Source organism: Helicobacter sp. 23-1044 (assembly GCF_053654695.1).
In genome coordinates, this window is record NZ_JBSIUQ010000002.1 from 171,816 (window position 1) to 188,638 (window position 16,823).

The 16,823-nt window shown below is 41.1% G+C and carries 25 protein-coding genes; 20 read left to right on the plus strand and 5 right to left on the minus strand.

The genetic code is table 11. The annotated features are described in order from the left end of the window. The first annotated feature begins 51 nt into the window (after positions 1-51). The 13 genes from ACWIUD_RS03440 to ACWIUD_RS03500 all read left to right on the plus strand — a co-directional run bounded on the left by ACWIUD_RS03440 (position 52) and on the right by ACWIUD_RS03500 (position 8,514). Positions 52-954 carry a response regulator gene (locus ACWIUD_RS03440; protein ID WP_454146727.1) on the plus strand — a complete coding sequence of 301 codons (903 nt, stop codon included), beginning with the start codon at positions 52-54 and terminating at the stop codon, positions 952-954. Further along, entirely contained in the window at positions 903-1,085 is a 183-nt protein-coding gene (locus ACWIUD_RS03445; RefSeq protein ID WP_454146729.1) for a hypothetical protein, read from the plus strand. The genes ACWIUD_RS03440 and ACWIUD_RS03445 overlap by 52 nt, the downstream gene beginning before the upstream one ends. 139 nt (positions 1,086-1,224) lie before the next feature. Then, entirely contained in the window at positions 1,225-2,694 is a 1,470-nt protein-coding gene (gene ccoN, locus ACWIUD_RS03450) for a cytochrome-c oxidase, cbb3-type subunit I (RefSeq protein WP_454146731.1), read from the plus strand. A 16-nt stretch (positions 2,695-2,710) separates the two neighbouring features. Beyond that, the gene (gene ccoO / locus ACWIUD_RS03455) at positions 2,711-3,421 is read left to right on the plus strand and encodes a cytochrome-c oxidase, cbb3-type subunit II (protein WP_454146733.1); all 711 of its coding nucleotides are present in this window, start codon (positions 2,711-2,713) and stop codon (positions 3,419-3,421) included. Positions 3,422-3,431: 10 nt separating this feature from the next. Then, positions 3,432-3,638, plus strand: coding sequence for a cytochrome c oxidase, cbb3-type, CcoQ subunit (locus tag ACWIUD_RS03460; RefSeq protein WP_454146735.1), 207 nt, complete (start codon positions 3,432-3,434; stop codon positions 3,636-3,638). Further along, positions 3,638-4,492 (plus strand): c-type cytochrome, encoded by an 855-nt coding sequence (locus tag ACWIUD_RS03465; RefSeq protein WP_454146737.1) that lies wholly within the window; start codon positions 3,638-3,640, stop codon positions 4,490-4,492. Before ACWIUD_RS03460 ends, ACWIUD_RS03465 begins: the two co-directional genes overlap by 1 nt. A gap of 11 nt (positions 4,493-4,503) precedes the next feature. Continuing rightward, positions 4,504-4,701, plus strand: a complete 198-nt coding sequence (locus ACWIUD_RS03470) for a DUF4006 family protein (RefSeq protein WP_454136030.1) — start codon at positions 4,504-4,506, stop codon at positions 4,699-4,701. Positions 4,702-4,820: 119 nt separating this feature from the next. After that, positions 4,821-5,489 (plus strand): hypothetical protein, encoded by a 669-nt coding sequence (locus ACWIUD_RS03475; RefSeq protein ID WP_454146739.1) that lies wholly within the window; start codon positions 4,821-4,823, stop codon positions 5,487-5,489. Next, the gene (locus ACWIUD_RS03480) at positions 5,486-6,052 is read left to right on the plus strand and encodes a hypothetical protein (protein ID WP_454146741.1); all 567 of its coding nucleotides are present in this window, start codon (positions 5,486-5,488) and stop codon (positions 6,050-6,052) included. Before ACWIUD_RS03475 ends, ACWIUD_RS03480 begins: the two co-directional genes overlap by 4 nt. Beyond that, positions 6,049-7,254: a tetratricopeptide repeat protein gene (locus ACWIUD_RS03485; protein WP_454146743.1), complete on the plus strand. Its 1,206-nt coding sequence runs from the start codon at positions 6,049-6,051 to the stop codon at positions 7,252-7,254. Before ACWIUD_RS03480 ends, ACWIUD_RS03485 begins: the two co-directional genes overlap by 4 nt. Further along, entirely contained in the window at positions 7,239-7,838 is a 600-nt protein-coding gene (locus ACWIUD_RS03490) for a hypothetical protein (RefSeq protein ID WP_454146745.1), read from the plus strand. Before ACWIUD_RS03485 ends, ACWIUD_RS03490 begins: the two co-directional genes overlap by 16 nt. Before the next feature lie 48 nt (positions 7,839-7,886). Beyond that, positions 7,887-8,123, plus strand: a complete 237-nt coding sequence (locus ACWIUD_RS03495) for a YfhL family 4Fe-4S dicluster ferredoxin (protein ID WP_454146747.1) — start codon at positions 7,887-7,889, stop codon at positions 8,121-8,123. 16 nt (positions 8,124-8,139) lie between these two features. Continuing rightward, complete coding sequence (locus ACWIUD_RS03500; protein WP_454146749.1) at positions 8,140-8,514, plus strand: DUF4156 domain-containing protein; 375 nt, start codon at positions 8,140-8,142, stop codon at positions 8,512-8,514. Between the two features lie 133 nt (positions 8,515-8,647). Here the strand turns inward: ACWIUD_RS03500 and ACWIUD_RS03505 are convergent, their stop codons facing one another. Further along, positions 8,648-8,911: a hypothetical protein gene (locus ACWIUD_RS03505; RefSeq protein ID WP_454146751.1), complete on the minus strand. Its 264-nt coding sequence runs from the start codon at positions 8,909-8,911 to the stop codon at positions 8,648-8,650. Continuing rightward, entirely contained in the window at positions 8,841-9,017 is a 177-nt protein-coding gene (locus tag ACWIUD_RS03510; protein ID WP_454146753.1) for a hypothetical protein, read from the minus strand. The genes ACWIUD_RS03505 and ACWIUD_RS03510 overlap by 71 nt, the downstream gene beginning before the upstream one ends. 11 nt (positions 9,018-9,028) lie before the next feature. Here ACWIUD_RS03510 and ACWIUD_RS03515 point away from each other — a divergent pair, with 11 nt between their 5' ends. Further along, positions 9,029-9,295: a hypothetical protein gene (locus ACWIUD_RS03515; protein WP_454146755.1), complete on the plus strand. Its 267-nt coding sequence runs from the start codon at positions 9,029-9,031 to the stop codon at positions 9,293-9,295. A 94-nt stretch (positions 9,296-9,389) separates the two neighbouring features. Next, positions 9,390-9,608 carry a hypothetical protein gene (locus tag ACWIUD_RS03520; protein WP_454146757.1) on the plus strand — a complete coding sequence of 73 codons (219 nt, stop codon included), beginning with the start codon at positions 9,390-9,392 and terminating at the stop codon, positions 9,606-9,608. Between the two features lie 29 nt (positions 9,609-9,637). Here the strand turns inward: ACWIUD_RS03520 and ACWIUD_RS03525 are convergent, their stop codons facing one another. After that, positions 9,638-9,805, minus strand: a complete 168-nt coding sequence (locus ACWIUD_RS03525) for a hypothetical protein (RefSeq protein ID WP_454146759.1) — start codon at positions 9,803-9,805, stop codon at positions 9,638-9,640. A 3-nt stretch (positions 9,806-9,808) separates the two neighbouring features. On the opposite strand from ACWIUD_RS03525, the gene ACWIUD_RS03530 reads away from it, so the two are divergent. Next, positions 9,809-9,958: a hypothetical protein gene (locus ACWIUD_RS03530; RefSeq protein WP_454146761.1), complete on the plus strand. Its 150-nt coding sequence runs from the start codon at positions 9,809-9,811 to the stop codon at positions 9,956-9,958. On the opposite strand, the gene ACWIUD_RS03535 is transcribed toward ACWIUD_RS03530, so the two are convergent. After that, the gene (locus tag ACWIUD_RS03535; protein WP_454146763.1) at positions 9,927-10,979 is read right to left on the minus strand and encodes an LptF/LptG family permease; all 1,053 of its coding nucleotides are present in this window, start codon (positions 10,977-10,979) and stop codon (positions 9,927-9,929) included. The two genes, ACWIUD_RS03530 and ACWIUD_RS03535, sit on opposite strands and share 32 nt — an antisense overlap. A 250-nt stretch (positions 10,980-11,229) precedes the next feature. On the opposite strand from ACWIUD_RS03535, the gene ACWIUD_RS03540 reads away from it, so the two are divergent. From ACWIUD_RS03540 to ACWIUD_RS03555, 4 genes are read left to right on the plus strand one after another with little or no spacing between them, the layout of a single operon-like run. Next, positions 11,230-14,412 (plus strand): TonB-dependent receptor plug domain-containing protein, encoded by a 3,183-nt coding sequence (locus tag ACWIUD_RS03540; protein ID WP_454146765.1) that lies wholly within the window; start codon positions 11,230-11,232, stop codon positions 14,410-14,412. A gap of 12 nt (positions 14,413-14,424) precedes the next feature. Beyond that, on the plus strand, positions 14,425-14,859 hold the full coding sequence (locus ACWIUD_RS03545; RefSeq protein WP_454146767.1) for a hypothetical protein: 435 nt from the start codon (positions 14,425-14,427) through the stop codon (positions 14,857-14,859). Next, positions 14,769-15,581, plus strand: coding sequence for an outer membrane beta-barrel protein (locus tag ACWIUD_RS03550; protein WP_454146769.1), 813 nt, complete (start codon positions 14,769-14,771; stop codon positions 15,579-15,581). The genes ACWIUD_RS03545 and ACWIUD_RS03550 overlap by 91 nt, the downstream gene beginning before the upstream one ends. Before the next feature lie 12 nt (positions 15,582-15,593). Beyond that, complete coding sequence (locus tag ACWIUD_RS03555; protein ID WP_454146771.1) at positions 15,594-16,673, plus strand: cytochrome-c peroxidase; 1,080 nt, start codon at positions 15,594-15,596, stop codon at positions 16,671-16,673. Here ACWIUD_RS03555 and ACWIUD_RS03560 read toward each other — a convergent pair. After that, a complete protein-coding gene (locus tag ACWIUD_RS03560) occupies positions 16,574-16,807 on the minus strand; it encodes a hypothetical protein (RefSeq protein WP_454146773.1) in 234 nt (77 codons plus the stop codon). The two genes, ACWIUD_RS03555 and ACWIUD_RS03560, sit on opposite strands and share 100 nt — an antisense overlap. Between the last annotated feature and the right edge of the window lie 16 nt (positions 16,808-16,823).

Genomic DNA, 16,823 nt, shown 5'->3' on the forward strand with positions numbered 1-16,823 from the left:
TTCGCTTTTATTTTTCAAATCTTGTAATTTTGTAACGCAAAGGACTCGAAAATGAAAACTTTGATTATGGAAAATGACACTTATTTGGCGCAAAGTATCAGCAATAAACTCGTAGAGAAGGGTTATGAGTGCGTTATCGCAAAGGATGCGAATTTCAAATTTGACAAAAATGCGCATTTTGATGTGGTGCTTATGAGTTACGATGTATGCACGACAAACTGCGTGAATATCGTAAAATTATTCCCAAATAGCGTTGTGATTATGATGCTAACTTATATCGCCGATGAGAGCGCGACAAAAATGCTTCAAGCGGGCGTTTATGACTATATTATAAAACCATTTATGATTGATGAACTAGTGCGGAAAATCGAGCATTACAAGCATTACAGCGCACTAAAACAAGAAGTGGTGTTTTATAAAAACTATTTTGAGTTTGTTGAGAGTATTTTGGATACGCCGATACCTTTTACTTACAATCTCCCATTTATCATTCGCAGCAATTCACAGCGCAGTGCGGATATTTATGCGATGCGATATGCAAGATTGAAACAAATCAAATTTGAGTTTAAAACCATCACAGATATCGACTGCAAGGAACTTTTAAGCAAAAGCAACAATCAAAACACAATCACTTATTTAACGGGATTAGAGCGACTTAGGAAAAGCGAGCGAAATGACTTTTTGGGGAAACTAAACAAACACCGCATTTTGATGTCCTTTATCTCAAAAGAAGAATTGGCGTTTAATAATATCGCAGATATCACAAGCTCCGGTCCGGGCGTGGATTTCGGCGGGGATATTTTGAGTATCAAAGAGTATGAAAAAATGGTGATTTCAAAATATGAGAATATTTACTCGGATATCGATTTGGCGAAGAAACTAGGCATTTCGCGCAAAAGCTTGTGGGAAAAACGCAAGCGATACGGCATAGAGCGAGCAAAAAAGACGAAGTAGATTCTGCGGATTTTTGGGGGAGATTCTGCGGAAATTTTGGGCGAGATTCTGCGAAATTCGTGGGGAGATTCTGCGGAAATTTGTGCGATTTTTTAAAAATTTTTAGCAAAAACGCAGAATCTAAAATATAAATTTATATCAAAAAAGTGCAGAATCTACGCAAGATTCTGCGATTCTGCAAAAAATATTCACAAAAAATTGACATTTTAATATAACTTTAAGGCATTTATTTAGTATAATCGCATTTATCTTTTAAAGTTAGGAGGAAATATGAATACAGAGAATGTATTGGAGTATGATTATTCCATAGCAAAGCTGTTTCTTTGGACGACTTTGGCTTTTGGTGTAGTTGGTATGCTTGTAGGCGTCATCATCGCTTTTCAAATGGCATATCCAGCACTTAATCATATCGCTGGTGAGTATGGATTGTTTGGGCGATTGCGTCCGCTCCACACAAATGCCGTAATCTACGGATTTACGCTTAGTGGGATTTGGGCTGCGTGGTATTATTTGGGGCAGAGAGTGCTAAAAATCACTTACAATCAGCACCCATTTTTGAAAATCATAGGGATTTTGCATTTTTGGATTTATTTGGTTTTAATCGCACTTGCGGTTGTTACCTTGCTTTTAGGCATCACGCAATCCAAAGAATACGCAGAGTTGCCTTGGATTTTGGATTTGGTTGTTGTCGTGGTGTGGGTGCTTTGGGGCGTTAGCCTTTTTGGCTCTATGGCTGTTAGGCGCGAACAAACGCTATACATTAGCCTTTGGTATTTTATCGCTAGTTTTGTGGCGGTGAGTGCGCTTTATATTTTTAACAACCTTGCGATTCCTACTTGGCTAGTGGCTAATGTGGGGAGTATTTGGCATTCTGTATCGCTTTATGCAGGGACAAATGATGCTATGGTGCAATGGTGGTGGGGACACAATGCGGTGGCATTTGTCTTTACCTCCGCAATCATCGGCGTTATGTATTATTTCTTGCCAAAAGAGTCTGGACAGCCCATTTTCTCATACAAACTGACACTTTTTAGCTTTTGGAGTTTGATGTTTGTGTATATTTGGGCGGGAGGACATCATCTTATTTACTCCACAACGCCTGATTGGGTGCAAACGCTTGGCTCTGTGTTTAGCGTGATTTTGATTTTGCCTTCTTGGGGGACAGCAATCAATATGCTTCTAACAATGCGCGGACAATGGCATCAATTACGCGAATCGCCACTCATTAAATTTTTGGTGTTGGCTTCGACTTTTTATATGTTATCAACGCTCGAAGGTCCGATTCAGTCCATTCGCTCCGTAAATGCTCTTGCGCACTTTACAGATTGGATTGTAGGGCATGTCCACGATGGCGTTTTGGGCTGGGTAGGATTTACAATCATTGCGGCTTGTTATCATATCACACCGCGAATCTTTAAGCGCGAAATTTACTCCAAAAAAGTTATGGATATGCAATTTTGGATTATGACGCTTGGAATCATCTTGTATTTTTCAAGTATGTGGATTGCAGGGATTTCGCAAGGTATGATGTGGCGTGCGACTGATGAATTTGGTAGTCCGCTTTATAGCTTTATTGACACGGTTACGAGTTTGCATTTGTATTATGTGATTCGCTCAGTCGCTGGGGTGCTTTATTTACTTGGATTCTTTATGTTTGTTTATAATATCATTATGACAATCGTAGCCTCCAAAGAGATTGACAAAGAACCCGCATTTGCGACACCTATGCAAGAAAATTAAGGGGAGGAAAAAGGATATGTTTAATTGGTTAGAGAGAAATCCATTCTTTTTCACGGTGGCGTTTTTGCTAGTGTTTTCAATAGCTGGGCTAGTAGAGATTTTGCCAAACTTTGCGAAAACTTCGCGCCCATTAGAGGGACTAAAACCTTATAGTGTGTTGGAAGTCGCAGGTAGGCAAGTGTATATGAAAGAGGGTTGCTACAACTGCCACTCACAGCTAATCCGCCCATTTAAGGCAGAGACAGATAGATATGGCGCATATAGTTTAAGTGGCGAGTATGCTTATGATAGACCATTTTTGTGGGGCTCAAAGCGAATCGGACCTGACTTGCATAGGGTAGGGGATAGCCGAAACGCAGCGGATTGGCATTCAAATCATATGTGGGACCCTGCAAGTGTCGTGCCCGGAAGCATTATGCCAAACTATCAGCATAATTTCTTTAAAAAGGTAGATTTTGAAACTGCATACGCGGACGCTTATACGCAAAAAGTCGTATTTGGTGTGCCTTATGACGCTCCAAATAATCCAAAATTAGGCACTTTAAAAGAAGCCGAAGCGGAATTTATGCGCGAGGCAGAAGCGATTGTCCTTGAAATGAAAAATAAAGACATTGAGGACGCCTATAAAAATGGCGAGGTTAGGGAGATTGTCGCGCTTATTGCGTATATGAAGAGTTTGAGTCAAGCAAGGCGCACAGGTGGCACAACCACACAAGAAGCAAATTAGAGGTGTGGCGATGTTGGAGTTGTTAGTTGAGTTTCGTGGGTGGGCGTATTTTTTGGCGACTATTGCGTTGGTTGCGTTTTTGTATTCATATATTTTCTATATGTATAAAGCACAGCGCACGGGCGCAAAGGACTACGAAAAATATGCGCGTTTGGCGTTAGATGATAATATCACAGATACGCCATTAGAATCTAGGGAAATAGGGAGGAAACAATAATGCAAAATTTATTAAGCGACAATATGACGATACTTGCGCTTGTGGGCGCGCTTGTCATATTAGTTTTGGTGGCGTTTATCACAGCTACTTATTTTAATAAAATCAAAAATAGTAGCAACGATGGTGAGCTAACCGATGAGGATTGGGATGGTATCAAAGAGTTTAAAAACGACTTGCCTATCGGCTGGGCGGCGTCATTTTTGTGTATTATTATTTGGGGATTGTGGTATATTTTCGTGGGCTACCCGCTAAATGCGTATTCGCAAATCGGCGAGTATAACCGCGAAGTGGCAAACTACAATGCAAAATATCAAGCAAAATGGGCGTCTTTGAGCGATAGTGAGCTAACCACAATGGGCGATAATATCTTTCAAGTGCAGTGCTCACAATGCCACGGCTTTGACAAAAGCGGGATTGGTGGCAAAGCAGCGGATTTGAATAAATGGGGCAGAAAAGAGCAGATTGTAAAAGTCATCAAAGAAGGTAGCGAAGGTTTGGGTTACACAGGCGTGATGATGGTGCCAATTGAAATGAGCGATGTAGAGGCGCGAAATATCGCGGATTTTGTGATGGCTGAAATCTCTACCGCCAAAATCCCCGCAAACGCAGAATCTATCGCGCAAGGGCGCACATTATACGCCACTCATTGCGTGGCTTGTCACGGCGAAGATGGCAAAGGATTGGTTGAGGGATTCGCGCCTGATTTGAGCACCTATGGGACTTTTGTATTTTTAGATGAAGTGCTAAAAAGAGGCAAGGCAGGGGCGATTGGCAAAATGCCGTCATTTGATTATGCGAATTTTAGCGAGCATCAAAAGAAAGCGTTGAATAACTTTATTTTGTCGGATTTTTAGGGAGGTGAAAGATGAATGGCGGATATTTTAGTTTAAATGGATTGAGCGGATTTTTTCTCGCAGTCGTGCTACTTTTGGCGATTGTGGGGATTTTAGGATTTATCGCTGTGGGCGTCCAAAAGGCGGAAGCGACAAATTATTACAGCATTGACGCACAAAAAGCAACGATGATAGATTCTGCGAATGCAGAGCATTACAAGCAAAAATAGGGGGTGCGAAATGGATTATAATGTCGTAGAAAAGGCACTTTTTGGGTTGCTAGTGATTTTGGCACTCGCTTCGATTGTGATTGCGTTTATCCCAAATATGTTTTTGTTTTTGGTATAATTTGGGTGTTTTTTGCAAGTGGATTCTGCGCGGAATCCTGTTATTTAATATCATTTTTGCAGAATCTATAGATTCTGCGAAAAACTCACAAATCGCAGAATCTAGCGCAAAAACCACAGATTCTGCGCCACAGCCTTTTGTTTTACAACCATCGATTTTAAATGACAAAACCATCGATTTTATCAACAAAACTTCATTAGAGCTTTTTAACAAAACAAATGTGAATCTTTATGTAGTGGCAATCGATTCGCCTAGCAAAAATGGCAAAGTTTTTGAAATTTATGATAATTTTAAGGGCTATTTGATGAAAGATTTGCAAACGCCGTTTGTGGCGATTATAGCGATAAAAAATCAAAAAAAAATCGATATAATCACAAGCGATGAATCCATTCTCACAAAAGATGACAAAAAAAAGATTTATTGGGAATATATGGTGCCGCTTTTGCCACAAAAGGACAGCGAAGCAGGTGCGCTATCAGCCGTTGTTTTCAATGGCTATGTGGAGGCGGTGGATTTAATCGCGCAAAATTTTGGCGTGGAGATAAAGCATAATGTCGCCAAAAACGAAAAGGGCGCGAAGCTCGTGGCACAGGGCATTTTGTATCTAATGCTATTTTCACTACTTGGGCTTTTTGCCTTTGTTTATTTTTTTAAAAGGACTTCAAAATGAAAGATAAAAACTACTATCCGCTTGGCATTGCGATATTTTTTGGGATTATGTGTTGCGGGATATTAGCGACAATTTACATTTCGCTAAAATACAAGCCCGATTATGACAATGCGTATTTTTCCACGAAGCAGGAAGTCGATAGGAATATCAATATGATTTTAAGGGCGCAAAATGAGTTAGAGGCAAAATATCAGTTTTTTGCGCTAAATGGGGCGGAGAAAGTCCCACTTGCGCGCAGTGTCACTCGCAAATCGCCCCCGCTTCTTGCGCCAAATGCGCTGCGGTATGAGATTTTAGATTCTACAAAAAATCGCGTAATCCCGCAAAATAGCAAGGTTTTTATTACTCGCTTTGCGGATTCAAGTGCGAATTTGGATTTAGGCGAGTTGCAAATAAAAAATGGCGAGTTAGTTTCAAAGGAATTATCCCTAAAAAAGGGCGATTGGAAGGTTTTGGTGGAGTTTGAGATTGAGGGTAAAAAGGCGTATTTTTCGCAACGCATTTTAGTTGAAGGCGCAGAATCTGCCCTAGATTCTGCGAAAAAGGCAGATTCTGCGAAATGAAAGCACTTTTTTTAACGCTAATCTTACTTTTTTCGCAAGTTTTCGCAGAATCTAGCGCGAAATTTGACGAGGATAAATACATTTTAGACGCGCTAGATGCGGTGGATTTGGGCGAGGATAAAAGGGCGATTGAGATTTATGAGACTTTGTATAAAAATACGCAAAAAATCGAATATTTAAAAGAAAAGATTTTCGCGCTAATGCGCCTAAAAGAGCACAAAGACGCGCTAGATTCTGCGGAGACTTTTTTGAAAATCGCTCCAAATAATTTGGAAGTCCTAAAAATCAAAGCATTTCTATTAAGGGATGATATAGATTGCGCGATTGAGATTTTGCAAAAAGTGGCGGCACTTGAAAATAGCGAGATAAATAATATCGCCCTTGCAAATTTATATATACAGAAAAATGACGCAAAGCGCGCAAGAGAGCATTTACTAAACGCCTATAATGACAAAAAAAATGAAAGCATTTTGCTGTTTATAACAAGCATTGATTTGCAAAGTGGAGAGGTAGATTCTGCGTTATTTAGGGAGCATTTTGGCGATGAGATAGGGGAGGGTTTTGCGCAGGTTTTATTAGAGCTTGGCGCAAACTCAAATGCGCTAGATAAGTTAGACGCGCTGTTTGCGGACTTTTATGCGCGTAAAAGCTCACAGACAAATGCCAAAAATTTGGCAAAATTATATTTTTTGCAAAATCGCTTTGATAAAATCGTAGAACTTGAAAACGCGCTAGAAGCGGACTTTGCCATCGATATTTATTTGAGTAAAAAGGACTATGTGCGCGCTAAAAGCATAGCACAGAGGGCATTTGATGATACGAAAAACAATCATTATTTAGGCATTTTGGGGATTATAAAGTTTGAAAGTGCGGATGATAAAAATGCCGTAATTCCGCAGGTGACGCAGAATCTAGCCCTTGCTTTAAAAGACAAATCAAATCACATTTTTGAAAATTATTTGGGATATTTGCTAATTGACTATGAAATCGACATAGCGCAGGGGATTTCCTATGTGAAACGCGCACTAAAAACGGATGCGAAAAATCCCGCGTATTTAGACTCCCTTGCGTGGGGACATTTTAAAAATGGCGAGTGCAGCAAGGCAAAAGCGGTGATGGATGACATTCCGCGCGAAGTCATCGAAGGCGAAGCAGAAATCAAAACACATTTAGAGATGATAGAAAAATGCTTGACAAAATAAATCTTTTTTGCAGTAATATTTTCCATAAAATCTACTTGCAGTCCGCCATCTCACGGGCAAAAAGCATTATTGAGAAGCGGATGGATGAAGTGGAGTTCGGCGTGCTTGGGCGTTCTTTATGCCTAAATCAACTGCCACCACGCGATTTTAGCACTCTAAAAAACGCAGAAATCAAATCCATAAAATCCCTAAAAGAAGCGCAATCTTTGTCAAAAATCGCAGAATCTACCGCAATCATCGCAAATACCACCCTGCAAAAGGACATTTCGCTAGTGGCGGATATTAGAAAATATACGCCATTTTTGATTTTGCAAAGCGACATTTTCATCTCCAAATATCAGATTTTGGAAGCACTCGTATTTGGCGCAGATGGCGTGATTTTATCGCCTATGATTTTGCCAAAATCCTCACTTTTGGCATTGCAAGAGTATGCGTATCATTTGGGGATGGAAGTGGCGATTTTGGCGCGGACAAGGGAGCATTTCGCGCTAAAAGCAAATATTTTTATCGCACCAAAAATTTTGGCAGATTCTGCGCCAAATAAATCTTTGATTTTTTTGCAAAATATTATAGATTTCAAATAAATTTTATGCTATAAATGCAATTTTAAAATTTTAAAAAAGGGATACAAAATGGCGTTGATGATAAATGATGAATGTATCGCTTGTGATGCGTGCAGGGAAGAGTGCCCAAATGAAGCGATTGACGATAATGACCCAATCTATATTATTGACCCTGATAAATGCACGGAGTGCGTGGGGCATTACGATGAGCCAAACTGCGTTTTGGTGTGCCCTGTGGATGCGATTATCCCAGACCCCGATAATATGGAGAATATCGATGAGTTGCGGTTAAGTTTCAAAAATTAAATAATGGAGAGTGAATATGAAAAGAGTAGTTTTAGCGATTGGCGTGGCGTTTTTGGCGGGGTGCAGTAGCACGATAAATATTTTGAACTCCGATGCGCGAGTTGTCCGCATCACCACAAATGAGCCTACGCCAGATTGCCAATATTTGGGCGAAGTGTATGGGACGCAAACAAACAACGGCTTTTTTAGCGAGTCCGAGCTAAATGAAGGCGCAATCAACGACACGAAAAACAAAGCACATCAACTCGGTGGCGATACAATTTTCTTTTTAACCAATCAAAACAAGTTTAGCGTCCGCTCATCGGGCAATAGCATTATTTTGGATGATAGTTTGAAGGCGAGTAATGAAGTGAATATTACGGCGTTAGTGTATCGCTGTCGAGGAAATTAAAAAAGCGCGTTTGTCTTTTGGCGATAAATCGGGGAGACTCGCCACTCGCTTCGTCAATGAACCATTAGTTCTATTTCCTCGCTCGTGGCTTCGCAACCCCGATTTCTCATCCAAAATACTTCCGCGCGGGACGCTAATTATTTTTTATTTTTGCTAACGCAAAAATCGCAACTACTTCGATTGAGATTCTGCGAATCGCAGAATCTAATAAAAAAACAGCGAAAATATCGCAGATTCTGCGAATTAAACGAAATTTGCAGAATCTAGCACGAAAAAAACACAAAAATTCGCAGAATCTGCATTTCCCCCTCCCTTGCGGAGGGGGATTAAGGGGGTGGGTAAAATTGATTTTTTTCGTCATTGCGAGACTTGCCAAAGGCGAGTCGTGGCAATCCATTGTTAGATTCTGCGAATGCAGAATCTGTAAAATCAATCGTGCGAAGCACCAAAAACTCGCCCGCTTCGTGGTGCAAAAAATCGGATTGAAGGTTGCAGTAGTGCAACCGCCGATTTTTTGCTAGAAGCGGAAAAGCGAGGCTCTCCCCCTAAAAGCGAAAAAGCGGCTGCTTTTTGGCGCGTAGGGGGAGCGGGGAGGGGGGTGCAGCCCTTTTGCGAAAAAGAAAGCGAATTTAATCTAAAAAACGGCGATTTTATCGCAGAATCTAGTGTTTTTCGTCATTGCGAGGCGCACGAAGCGAAGCGAGTGCAACGAAGCAATCCAAAAATTTTGCACACGAAGCGAAGCAATCATCCAAATCACACAAATTTAAAAGAAAAATAAAACAAAAGTCCCAAAAGAAAATCAATAAATTATTTGCATTTAGATTCGCTCAAAGTAAGAGTTTCGCGCAAGATTCAAGATTCGCGAAAATAGATTGCTTCGCCTTGCTATCGCAAGGACTCGCAATGACAAAGCGGGGGTAGATTCTGCGATTTCGTGCAGAATCGCAGAATCTCGCAACGACAATTTAGATTCTGCGTCACATTCCGCATTCTGCGAAATTTATGAGATTCGCAAAATGAGACATTTCGCTTCGCTCAATATGACAAAATTAAATCAGTTCTGCGAATTATACAAAAATCGCAGAATCTAATGCGAAAAAATACCCACCCCTGCGCCACCCTAACGCAAGGGAGGGGGACAAATTTGGATTCTATGGATTGCCACGACTTGCATTCGCAAGTCTCGCAATGACAATTTAGGCGCAGAATCTAGCGTGAAAAAAACGCAGAATCTAAATATTTTCGCAGAATCTACCGCGAGATTCTGCGAATTCGCAGAATCTAGCATAGATTGCCACGCTCGCTTTGCTCGCTCACAATGACGAATTTAGAGCAGATTCTGCGTTTTTTCGTGCGAGATTCTGCGATTCTCACACAAATTTCGCAGAATCTAAATATTTTCACAAAATTTACACTTTTTGATACCACCAAAATGCCGTAATCATAAGCATCGCAAGTGGTGCTAAAATGCCAAATTCAGGTTGGATAAGTCCGCCGAGTGCGAGTTTTGTCAGCATAAAAAACACGCCCCAAACAATCAAACAAAACAGCGTGAAAATAAATCCAAGTTTGGCGAGATTCGTATATCGCGCTAGTGGCGGGACAAAATGCGCCATAATCATAATCACAAGCGGGATAGCAAGCGGTATAGCGAAAAATCCATACAAAATCGCGCGGATTTTCTCTGTGTTGCTGTTTTGCGAATGCAATAAATTTAGCGCGGTAAAGGCGTCTACAATCGAAATGTTTGTGCGATTTTGATAAATCGTATCCAAAATTTTGGGTTTGAAATTTTGCAAAATCTTGTAATTTTGCATTATCTGCGTGGTGAGCTTTGAATCGCTAAAATTAAAATCACTCGGTATTTGCGTAATATTTGCCGAATCTAAAATCCACCACTCGCCATCAAATCTCGCATCTTTTGCTTCGATAAAAGTCCTAATCGCAAAGTCCCCAATCTCAAAAACCTTAATATTTTGCGCTTTTTGAAGCAAGGGGAAAACCTTTTGCATATAGACATAGTTCTCATTATGCTTTACCAAAAGGTCGCTTTTTGCGTCATTTGCGCTGTTTCGGTAGATGATATTTTGGATATTTTCTTCTGCATAGACAAATGGCGTGGCAAATAGCGTGACATACGCGGCACTAAACAGCGTGGCGATGATGATTAGCGGGGCGAAAACTTGCTTTTTGGAGTATCCAATGGATAAAATCGCCGTTAGATTATTTGTGCGTAAAAGTATAATGTAACTCGCCACAGACGCCAAAATAAGGGCGATTGGCAAGGTGAAATTTAGCGCATACGAAAATATCCACGCAAAAAGTAGCACCACAAGATTCGCAGAATCGGGCATATCATCGGCGTATTTCACAATCTCAACGCACATAAAGAAAAACTGCAAGGACAGGCAGATTGTAAAGATGAGTTTAAGATACAGCGAAGCGATGAAGCGAAATAACATAATTACCTTTTTTGCTTTTGTTTTTTGCGATTTTGCGCGATTTTTGCGCCTTTTTGATTTTGCGCTTTTTTGATTTTGCGCTTTTTTATTTTTGCGATTTTTTCGTGCGCGAATCTTACCACAAAATCAAAGCAAAATTTGTGATTTTTGCAAATCGTAGATTTAAGTTTTGGTTAAGGATTTGTGTGTATTATTGCGAATTTTAAAATGATTGTTATTCTCATATTACTTGAATTATAAAGGCAAAATAATGAAACGAAGTTTGTATTTTTTAACGCTGTGGGCGATTTTTGCGGTGCAAGGTGTGGCAGATTCTGAGTCTCGCTTTAACTTTGTCATTTTGAGCGAAGCGAAAAATCTCAAAAATATTCAAATAGATTCTTCGCTCGTTTCACTCGCTCAGAATGACAAAGTGGAGGTAGATTCGCGCGATTCGAATGTGAATAAAATTCAAGATTTTGGCGCGAATCAAAGGCAAGATTTAAGCGATTCAAATAAAAATTTGCGTGAATCTAAAAATGCAAAAAATACCCCACCCCAAACCCCTCCCGCAAGGGGAGGGGCTTATTTTAACTCCCCCTCCCAAATGCGAGCGGGGGATTCACGCAAACTATCCCCCTCCCTTGCGGAGGGGGACAAAGGGGGTGGGTTAGATTCACTTAAATCAAATGCTGATTCAAGCAATTCTACTTTTGCCCCCCCCCAAGAGCGATTTTTACGAATCGCACAAGTTGATTCAAATAGCAATTCAAATGCCGAATCTACGCAAGATTCGCAAGATTCATACGAATCGCACGATGACTACGAAGTCGTAGATATAGGCACTTCTACGATTCGCGCAAAGGCAGAATATGAAGTCTATCAAAGTGGCAGTAGCGTTAGCAAAGATACTTTGGATTCGAGCCCAAATGCCAATGGCGACATTACAAGCATTTTAAAAATCCTCCCAAATGTGCAGTTTTCAAAACAGCAAAATTCTAGCTCTACGCCCGGTGAGATTGACCCTGCGGACATTTCTATTAGTGGCGGACTTTATTATCAAAATAGTTTTTTGCTTGATGGTTTTAATATGAATAATGATTTAGACCCCGCAAATGGCAGTAGTTACACGGAAACTACCGCGCTTCCCGGGCGTTCGCAAGGGCTAAATATCGATTCAAGTCTTGTTGATTCGATAACGGTGTTAGATAGCAATGTAAGTGCGAGTTATGGTGGATTTAGCGGTGGTGTGGTAGAGGCGACTACCAAAAAGGCGACTAAAAAATTTGGTGCGAATCTTAGCTATCAAATCTCACAAGGCAACGCAAATCCCACCAAACATTCGATGACACAATATCATATTTATGAGCGCACCGATACAACTTATCAAAATTTTCTAAATTCTAGTTCGGCAGGAAATCAGCCTGAATTTACAAAGCATTCGATTCGCGCAAGTGTAGAGTCCAAATTCCACGAACAAGCCGGGATTGTGGCTAGTTTTTCTACGATTCAGAGCTTTATCCCGCTAAATTCTGGCTCTGCCACTTATTTGGCAAATACGCTTGATGATACGCGAAAGACGCAAAAACGCCAAAGTTACAATCTTTTTTTAAAAGCGCATTATGACCCGATAGATTCGCTTTCATTAGAAGCGCAATACGCCTATATGCCACAATACAATAACTATTTTATTTACAATGCCAAAGATTCCGCATTTGATTTTTTATCTGGTGGGCATCAAGGCGGATTAAAGGCTTCTTGGGATAATGGAGTGGGCTTTTTTACCGCGCAAACAAATGTGAATTATATGGATAGTTCTAGGGTAAATTCCGCTCCAAATATGATGGGGTGGAGAGCAAGTGCGGAGAAAAATTGGACTAGCGATTTAACAAATGGCACGGTTAGCGAGGGTAGCTATGGCAATGTCAATACAAAGCAACTAAATGCCACACTTAAAATCGCACAAGAATTTGAGCCACTCACACTTGATATTTGGAAAAATACCTTTAATGTAGGCGCGGAATATATCTACACAAATGCCTATTATGAGCGAATGGAGGATATGTGGTTTTTTGGCTCTGCATTTATGCGCCCACTTCAAGCTGGGCAGACTTGCTTGGAGGGTGATATAGCGTGTAGCAATTCGCCTGTGTATTTTACAGGCACAAGCGGAGGGCAAAATTGGGCAAATAATAACGGACAATACGCCTATCGCACGAGTTTTTACAAAGCTGGGAAAATCAACCTTGATAATCACGCCATTGGTGCTTGGGTAGAAGATGATATGAAGTTAGATTTTGGCAATGGTGGCGATATGAATGCGCGAATCGGTTTGCGATTGGATTATGATACTTTGATGAGTAAGGCGACAATCGCGCCTAGATTTTCGCTAAATTATATTTTGCCTTATAGTAAATGGGAGAGTGGCAGGGACTTTGCTACGCAACTAACCTTTGGGGCGAATCGCTACTACGGGCGCAATCTTTTTGCATATAAGCTAATGGATTCGCGTTCGGCTTTGCAATATACTTTGCAACGCAATTCATATATTTCGTGGGATAATGCCACAACTACGCAAAACAAAAACGACACAAATTTCAAAAAGATTCGCGTCCCTTATAGCGATGAGCTAATGGGCGGAATCACGCAAAGAATCTATATGTTTGTCATCAGCGCAAAATACATTTATCGCGCAGGAAAAGATGAGATTCGCAGAATGTGCCAAGCTCCCGATGGAAGTATAAGCTCAATGAATTGCACGAGTAATGTTTATATTGAAGGCTTAATCAATACGCGTGATTTGCGCTTCGTTTATACAAACGAAGGGCGCAGTGCAAGTGATATAGTCTCACTTAGCATTTCAAATAATGGCGGATTGGACTTTGGCGATGTGAAAAATAATATTTCACTTGCATTTGATTGGACTAATGTGCGCAGAAATTATGATGATTACGATACAAGTATGACAGCCGATGAGCTAAATAATGAGATGATTTGGTATGGCGGACAAGTTGTGAGCTATGCAAACAAACCTGCTACAAATTTCGCACAACCATACACTTTTCGCCTAAATACCACTACGACTTTTCCTATAAAAAGCACAAAGTGGCTTTGGAATAACTTTTTTAGCTGGAAAAGCCCATATTATGCGATGGCAAATATAAGGGAAAGCACACAGAAATTTAAGGATTTAAAGGCGCAATACCCTGAGATTACCGCTGCATTTGAAAAATATCGTGTGCCTTTTAGCTTTTCGTGGGATATGCGCGTGGGCTTTGAAGTGGATATTTACAAAGGCAATACGCTGTATGTGAATTTGGATATTTTAAATGTGCTAAATAATAAAAATCTTATAATCGCTTCGGCGACTTATGCGGATAATGCGGGTGCAACTGCAATCCCCGTGTATGAAGTCGGGCGACAATTTTGGCTACAAGTTGGCTATAAATTTTAGGGAGGCGAAATTATGAGAAAAGTAATATTTGGGATAATTTTGGGCTTTGTGGCGTTGCTGTTGTTAAGATATGGTTTTGAGTCAAATGAGCCATCGCAAGGGGGCGAATCTAGTGAAACAATCCAAAAATCACCAGAATCATCATTGCAAGATAGCAAATCTAGTGAAACAAACAATGATTTGGCAAATACCCCACCCCAAACCCCTCCCGCAAGGGGAGGGGCTTCTTTTGATTTGCCATCCCTTGCGAGTGGTAAATCGCTTGAATCGCCAAAATCATCATTGCAAAGTGGCGAATCTGAATCCTCCCCCTCCCAAATGCGCACGGGGATACTCGCAAATCCTCCCCCTCCCAAATGCGTGCGGGGGATACAGGGGGTGGGTATAAAAACACCAAAGATTCTAATAATGCTGAATTTGATAGCAACGATTCTACCCACCCCCTAGCCCCCTCCGCAAGGGAGGGGGAACAAAAGGGCGAATCTCTCGCAATGGAGGGCGAATCTAGTGAAGCAATCCACACCACTCCGTCATTGCGAGGCATTGAAAATGCCGAAGCAATCCAAAAATCCCCCGAATCAAGTATAAATCGCAACGCATTTTTTGCTGGGATTGAGTTAGGTTATATGCGATTTGATTATGCAGAGAGCGGAGTTATCGGCACAAATGCACTTTTAAATCCATCTAGTAATGGTGCATTTAATGCTGGGATTATCGCTGGTTATCGCTACTTTTTTAATGATAGTGTGGGGATTCGCGGATATGCAAATCTAAATTATAACTATGACAAAGCAAATGGCTTTGGTGAGCTAAAAATGCTAAATGTTGGCATAAATGCGGACTTTTTGCTGAACTTTTATGCTTCGCAAAGCGTTGATTTTGGTGCGATTGTGGGGCTTGGCTTTGGGGGTGATATTTTTGATGGCGATGGTTTGAAACGAGTGCGTGAGACTATCGGCGAACATAGTGCAAATCTTTCTAGCCCAAATGTTAGTATAAATTTGGGATTTCAAATCGTTGCGATAAATAAAATCGGCGTTGAGTTTGTAGCAAAAATACCGCTTTTGGCGCATTGTTTTTTAAATGCAGGTGATGGCAAGTTAGATTCGCAAACTAGAAAACTATCGCAAAACTATTCGCTAAATGGGCGAATTATTTATCATTTTTAAAGGGAGGATATTATGAAAAAAATTTTAGTTTTGGTAATGATAAGTGCGATGAATTTAATGAATGCAAGTGGCGCAAATGAGCTTACAGAAAAGGAAATCATCGAATCTTATAAATTAGATTCGCACCTTTGGATAAAGCCACATTTAAGCGAGGGCGTGGAATTTAGAGAAATAGAAGCACTGCCAAAGACGCCACCATATCCCACGCACAATCCATACTCCAAAGAAAAGCACGAGTTAGGCAAAAAGCTATTTAACGACCCGCGCTTGTCGCTATCAAATCAAATCGCCTGTGCGAACTGCCACGATGAAGAGCTTGGATTTGCCGATGGGCGCAGTGTGAGCTACGGACACGATAGGCAAAAGGGGCGCAGAAATGCGCCTAGCATTACGATGAGTGCCTTTGGCGTGGAGAAATTTTGGGACGGACGGGCAAAAGATTTGGAGGCACAGGCGATTATGCCGATTGCCGACCCGCTAGAAATGGCGTATAATGCCGATAAAGCTGCAAAAAAGCTAAATCAAATCGCCGAGTATAGAGAGCAATTTAGGGGCGCGTTTGGCACTAGCGAAATCACCGCAGAGCTGCTAGGCAAGGCGATAGCGACTTATGAGCGCGGGACTATGCGCCCCACGCGCTTTGATAGATTTATGAGAGGCGATAAAAGCGCGATGAATGAGAAGGAAATCTATGGAATGCACCTTTTTCGCACGAAGGCGCGGTGTATAAACTGCCACAATGGCGTAGAATTTAGCGATGGCAAATATCATAATTTGGGTTTGCATTTCTATGGGCGCGAAAAATACGAGGATTTAGGGCGATATGAGGTTACCAAAAATCCTGCTGATGTGGGGGCGTTTAAAACGCCATCCTTGCGTGGCGTGGCAAAAACTGCGCCCTATATGCATAATGGGCTTTTTCCGCATTTACGGGGCGTAATCAACGCATATAATTTTGGTATGGCAAATCCCACGCCAAAAGAGGGCAGAATCTACAATCCGCCATTTCCCAAAAGTGATGAGATTTTGCGTCCGCTAAATTTAAGCAAAGATGAAATAGAGGCATTGGAGGCGTTTTTGCGGGTTCTGTGAGGGTTGAGATGAGTTTTGTGAATCGCAGAATCTCGCACGCAAAATTCGCAGAATCTTGGGTTTTGATTCGCAGAATCTAGCGTAGATTCTGCGAATCGCTTCGTCATTGCGAATGAGCGAAGCGAGTGTGGCAATCCACTTTTTATCTAA

Bases quoted from the DNA above. Each gene is read 5' to 3' on its own strand.
- ACWIUD_RS03440 (WP_454146727.1), top strand. From the start codon at position 52: ATGAAAACTTTGATTATGGAAAATGACACTTATTTGGCGCAAAGTATC.
- ccoN (WP_454146731.1), top strand. From the start codon at position 1,225: ATGAATACAGAGAATGTATTGGAGTATGATTATTCCATAGCAAAGCTG.
- ccoO (WP_454146733.1), top strand. From the start codon at position 2,711: ATGTTTAATTGGTTAGAGAGAAATCCATTCTTTTTCACGGTGGCGTTT.
- ACWIUD_RS03460 (WP_454146735.1), top strand. From the start codon at position 3,432: ATGTTGGAGTTGTTAGTTGAGTTTCGTGGGTGGGCGTATTTTTTGGCG.
- ACWIUD_RS03465 (WP_454146737.1), top strand. From the start codon at position 3,638: ATGCAAAATTTATTAAGCGACAATATGACGATACTTGCGCTTGTGGGC.
- ACWIUD_RS03470 (WP_454136030.1), top strand. From the start codon at position 4,504: ATGAATGGCGGATATTTTAGTTTAAATGGATTGAGCGGATTTTTTCTC.
- ACWIUD_RS03480 (WP_454146741.1), top strand. From the start codon at position 5,486: ATGAAAGATAAAAACTACTATCCGCTTGGCATTGCGATATTTTTTGGG.
- ACWIUD_RS03485 (WP_454146743.1), top strand. From the start codon at position 6,049: ATGAAAGCACTTTTTTTAACGCTAATCTTACTTTTTTCGCAAGTTTTC.
- ACWIUD_RS03490 (WP_454146745.1), top strand. From the start codon at position 7,239: ATGCTTGACAAAATAAATCTTTTTTGCAGTAATATTTTCCATAAAATC.
- ACWIUD_RS03495 (WP_454146747.1), top strand. From the start codon at position 7,887: ATGGCGTTGATGATAAATGATGAATGTATCGCTTGTGATGCGTGCAGG.
- ACWIUD_RS03500 (WP_454146749.1), top strand. From the start codon at position 8,140: ATGAAAAGAGTAGTTTTAGCGATTGGCGTGGCGTTTTTGGCGGGGTGC.
- ACWIUD_RS03505 (WP_454146751.1), bottom strand. From the start codon at position 8,911: ATGGATTGCCACGACTCGCCTTTGGCAAGTCTCGCAATGACGAAAAAA.
- ACWIUD_RS03525 (WP_454146759.1), bottom strand. From the start codon at position 9,805: ATGCTAGATTCTGCGAATTCGCAGAATCTCGCGGTAGATTCTGCGAAA.
- ACWIUD_RS03535 (WP_454146763.1), bottom strand. From the start codon at position 10,979: ATGTTATTTCGCTTCATCGCTTCGCTGTATCTTAAACTCATCTTTACA.
- ACWIUD_RS03540 (WP_454146765.1), top strand. From the start codon at position 11,230: ATGAAACGAAGTTTGTATTTTTTAACGCTGTGGGCGATTTTTGCGGTG.
- ACWIUD_RS03545 (WP_454146767.1), top strand. From the start codon at position 14,425: ATGAGAAAAGTAATATTTGGGATAATTTTGGGCTTTGTGGCGTTGCTG.
- ACWIUD_RS03550 (WP_454146769.1), top strand. From the start codon at position 14,769: ATGCGTGCGGGGGATACAGGGGGTGGGTATAAAAACACCAAAGATTCT.
- ACWIUD_RS03555 (WP_454146771.1), top strand. From the start codon at position 15,594: ATGAAAAAAATTTTAGTTTTGGTAATGATAAGTGCGATGAATTTAATG.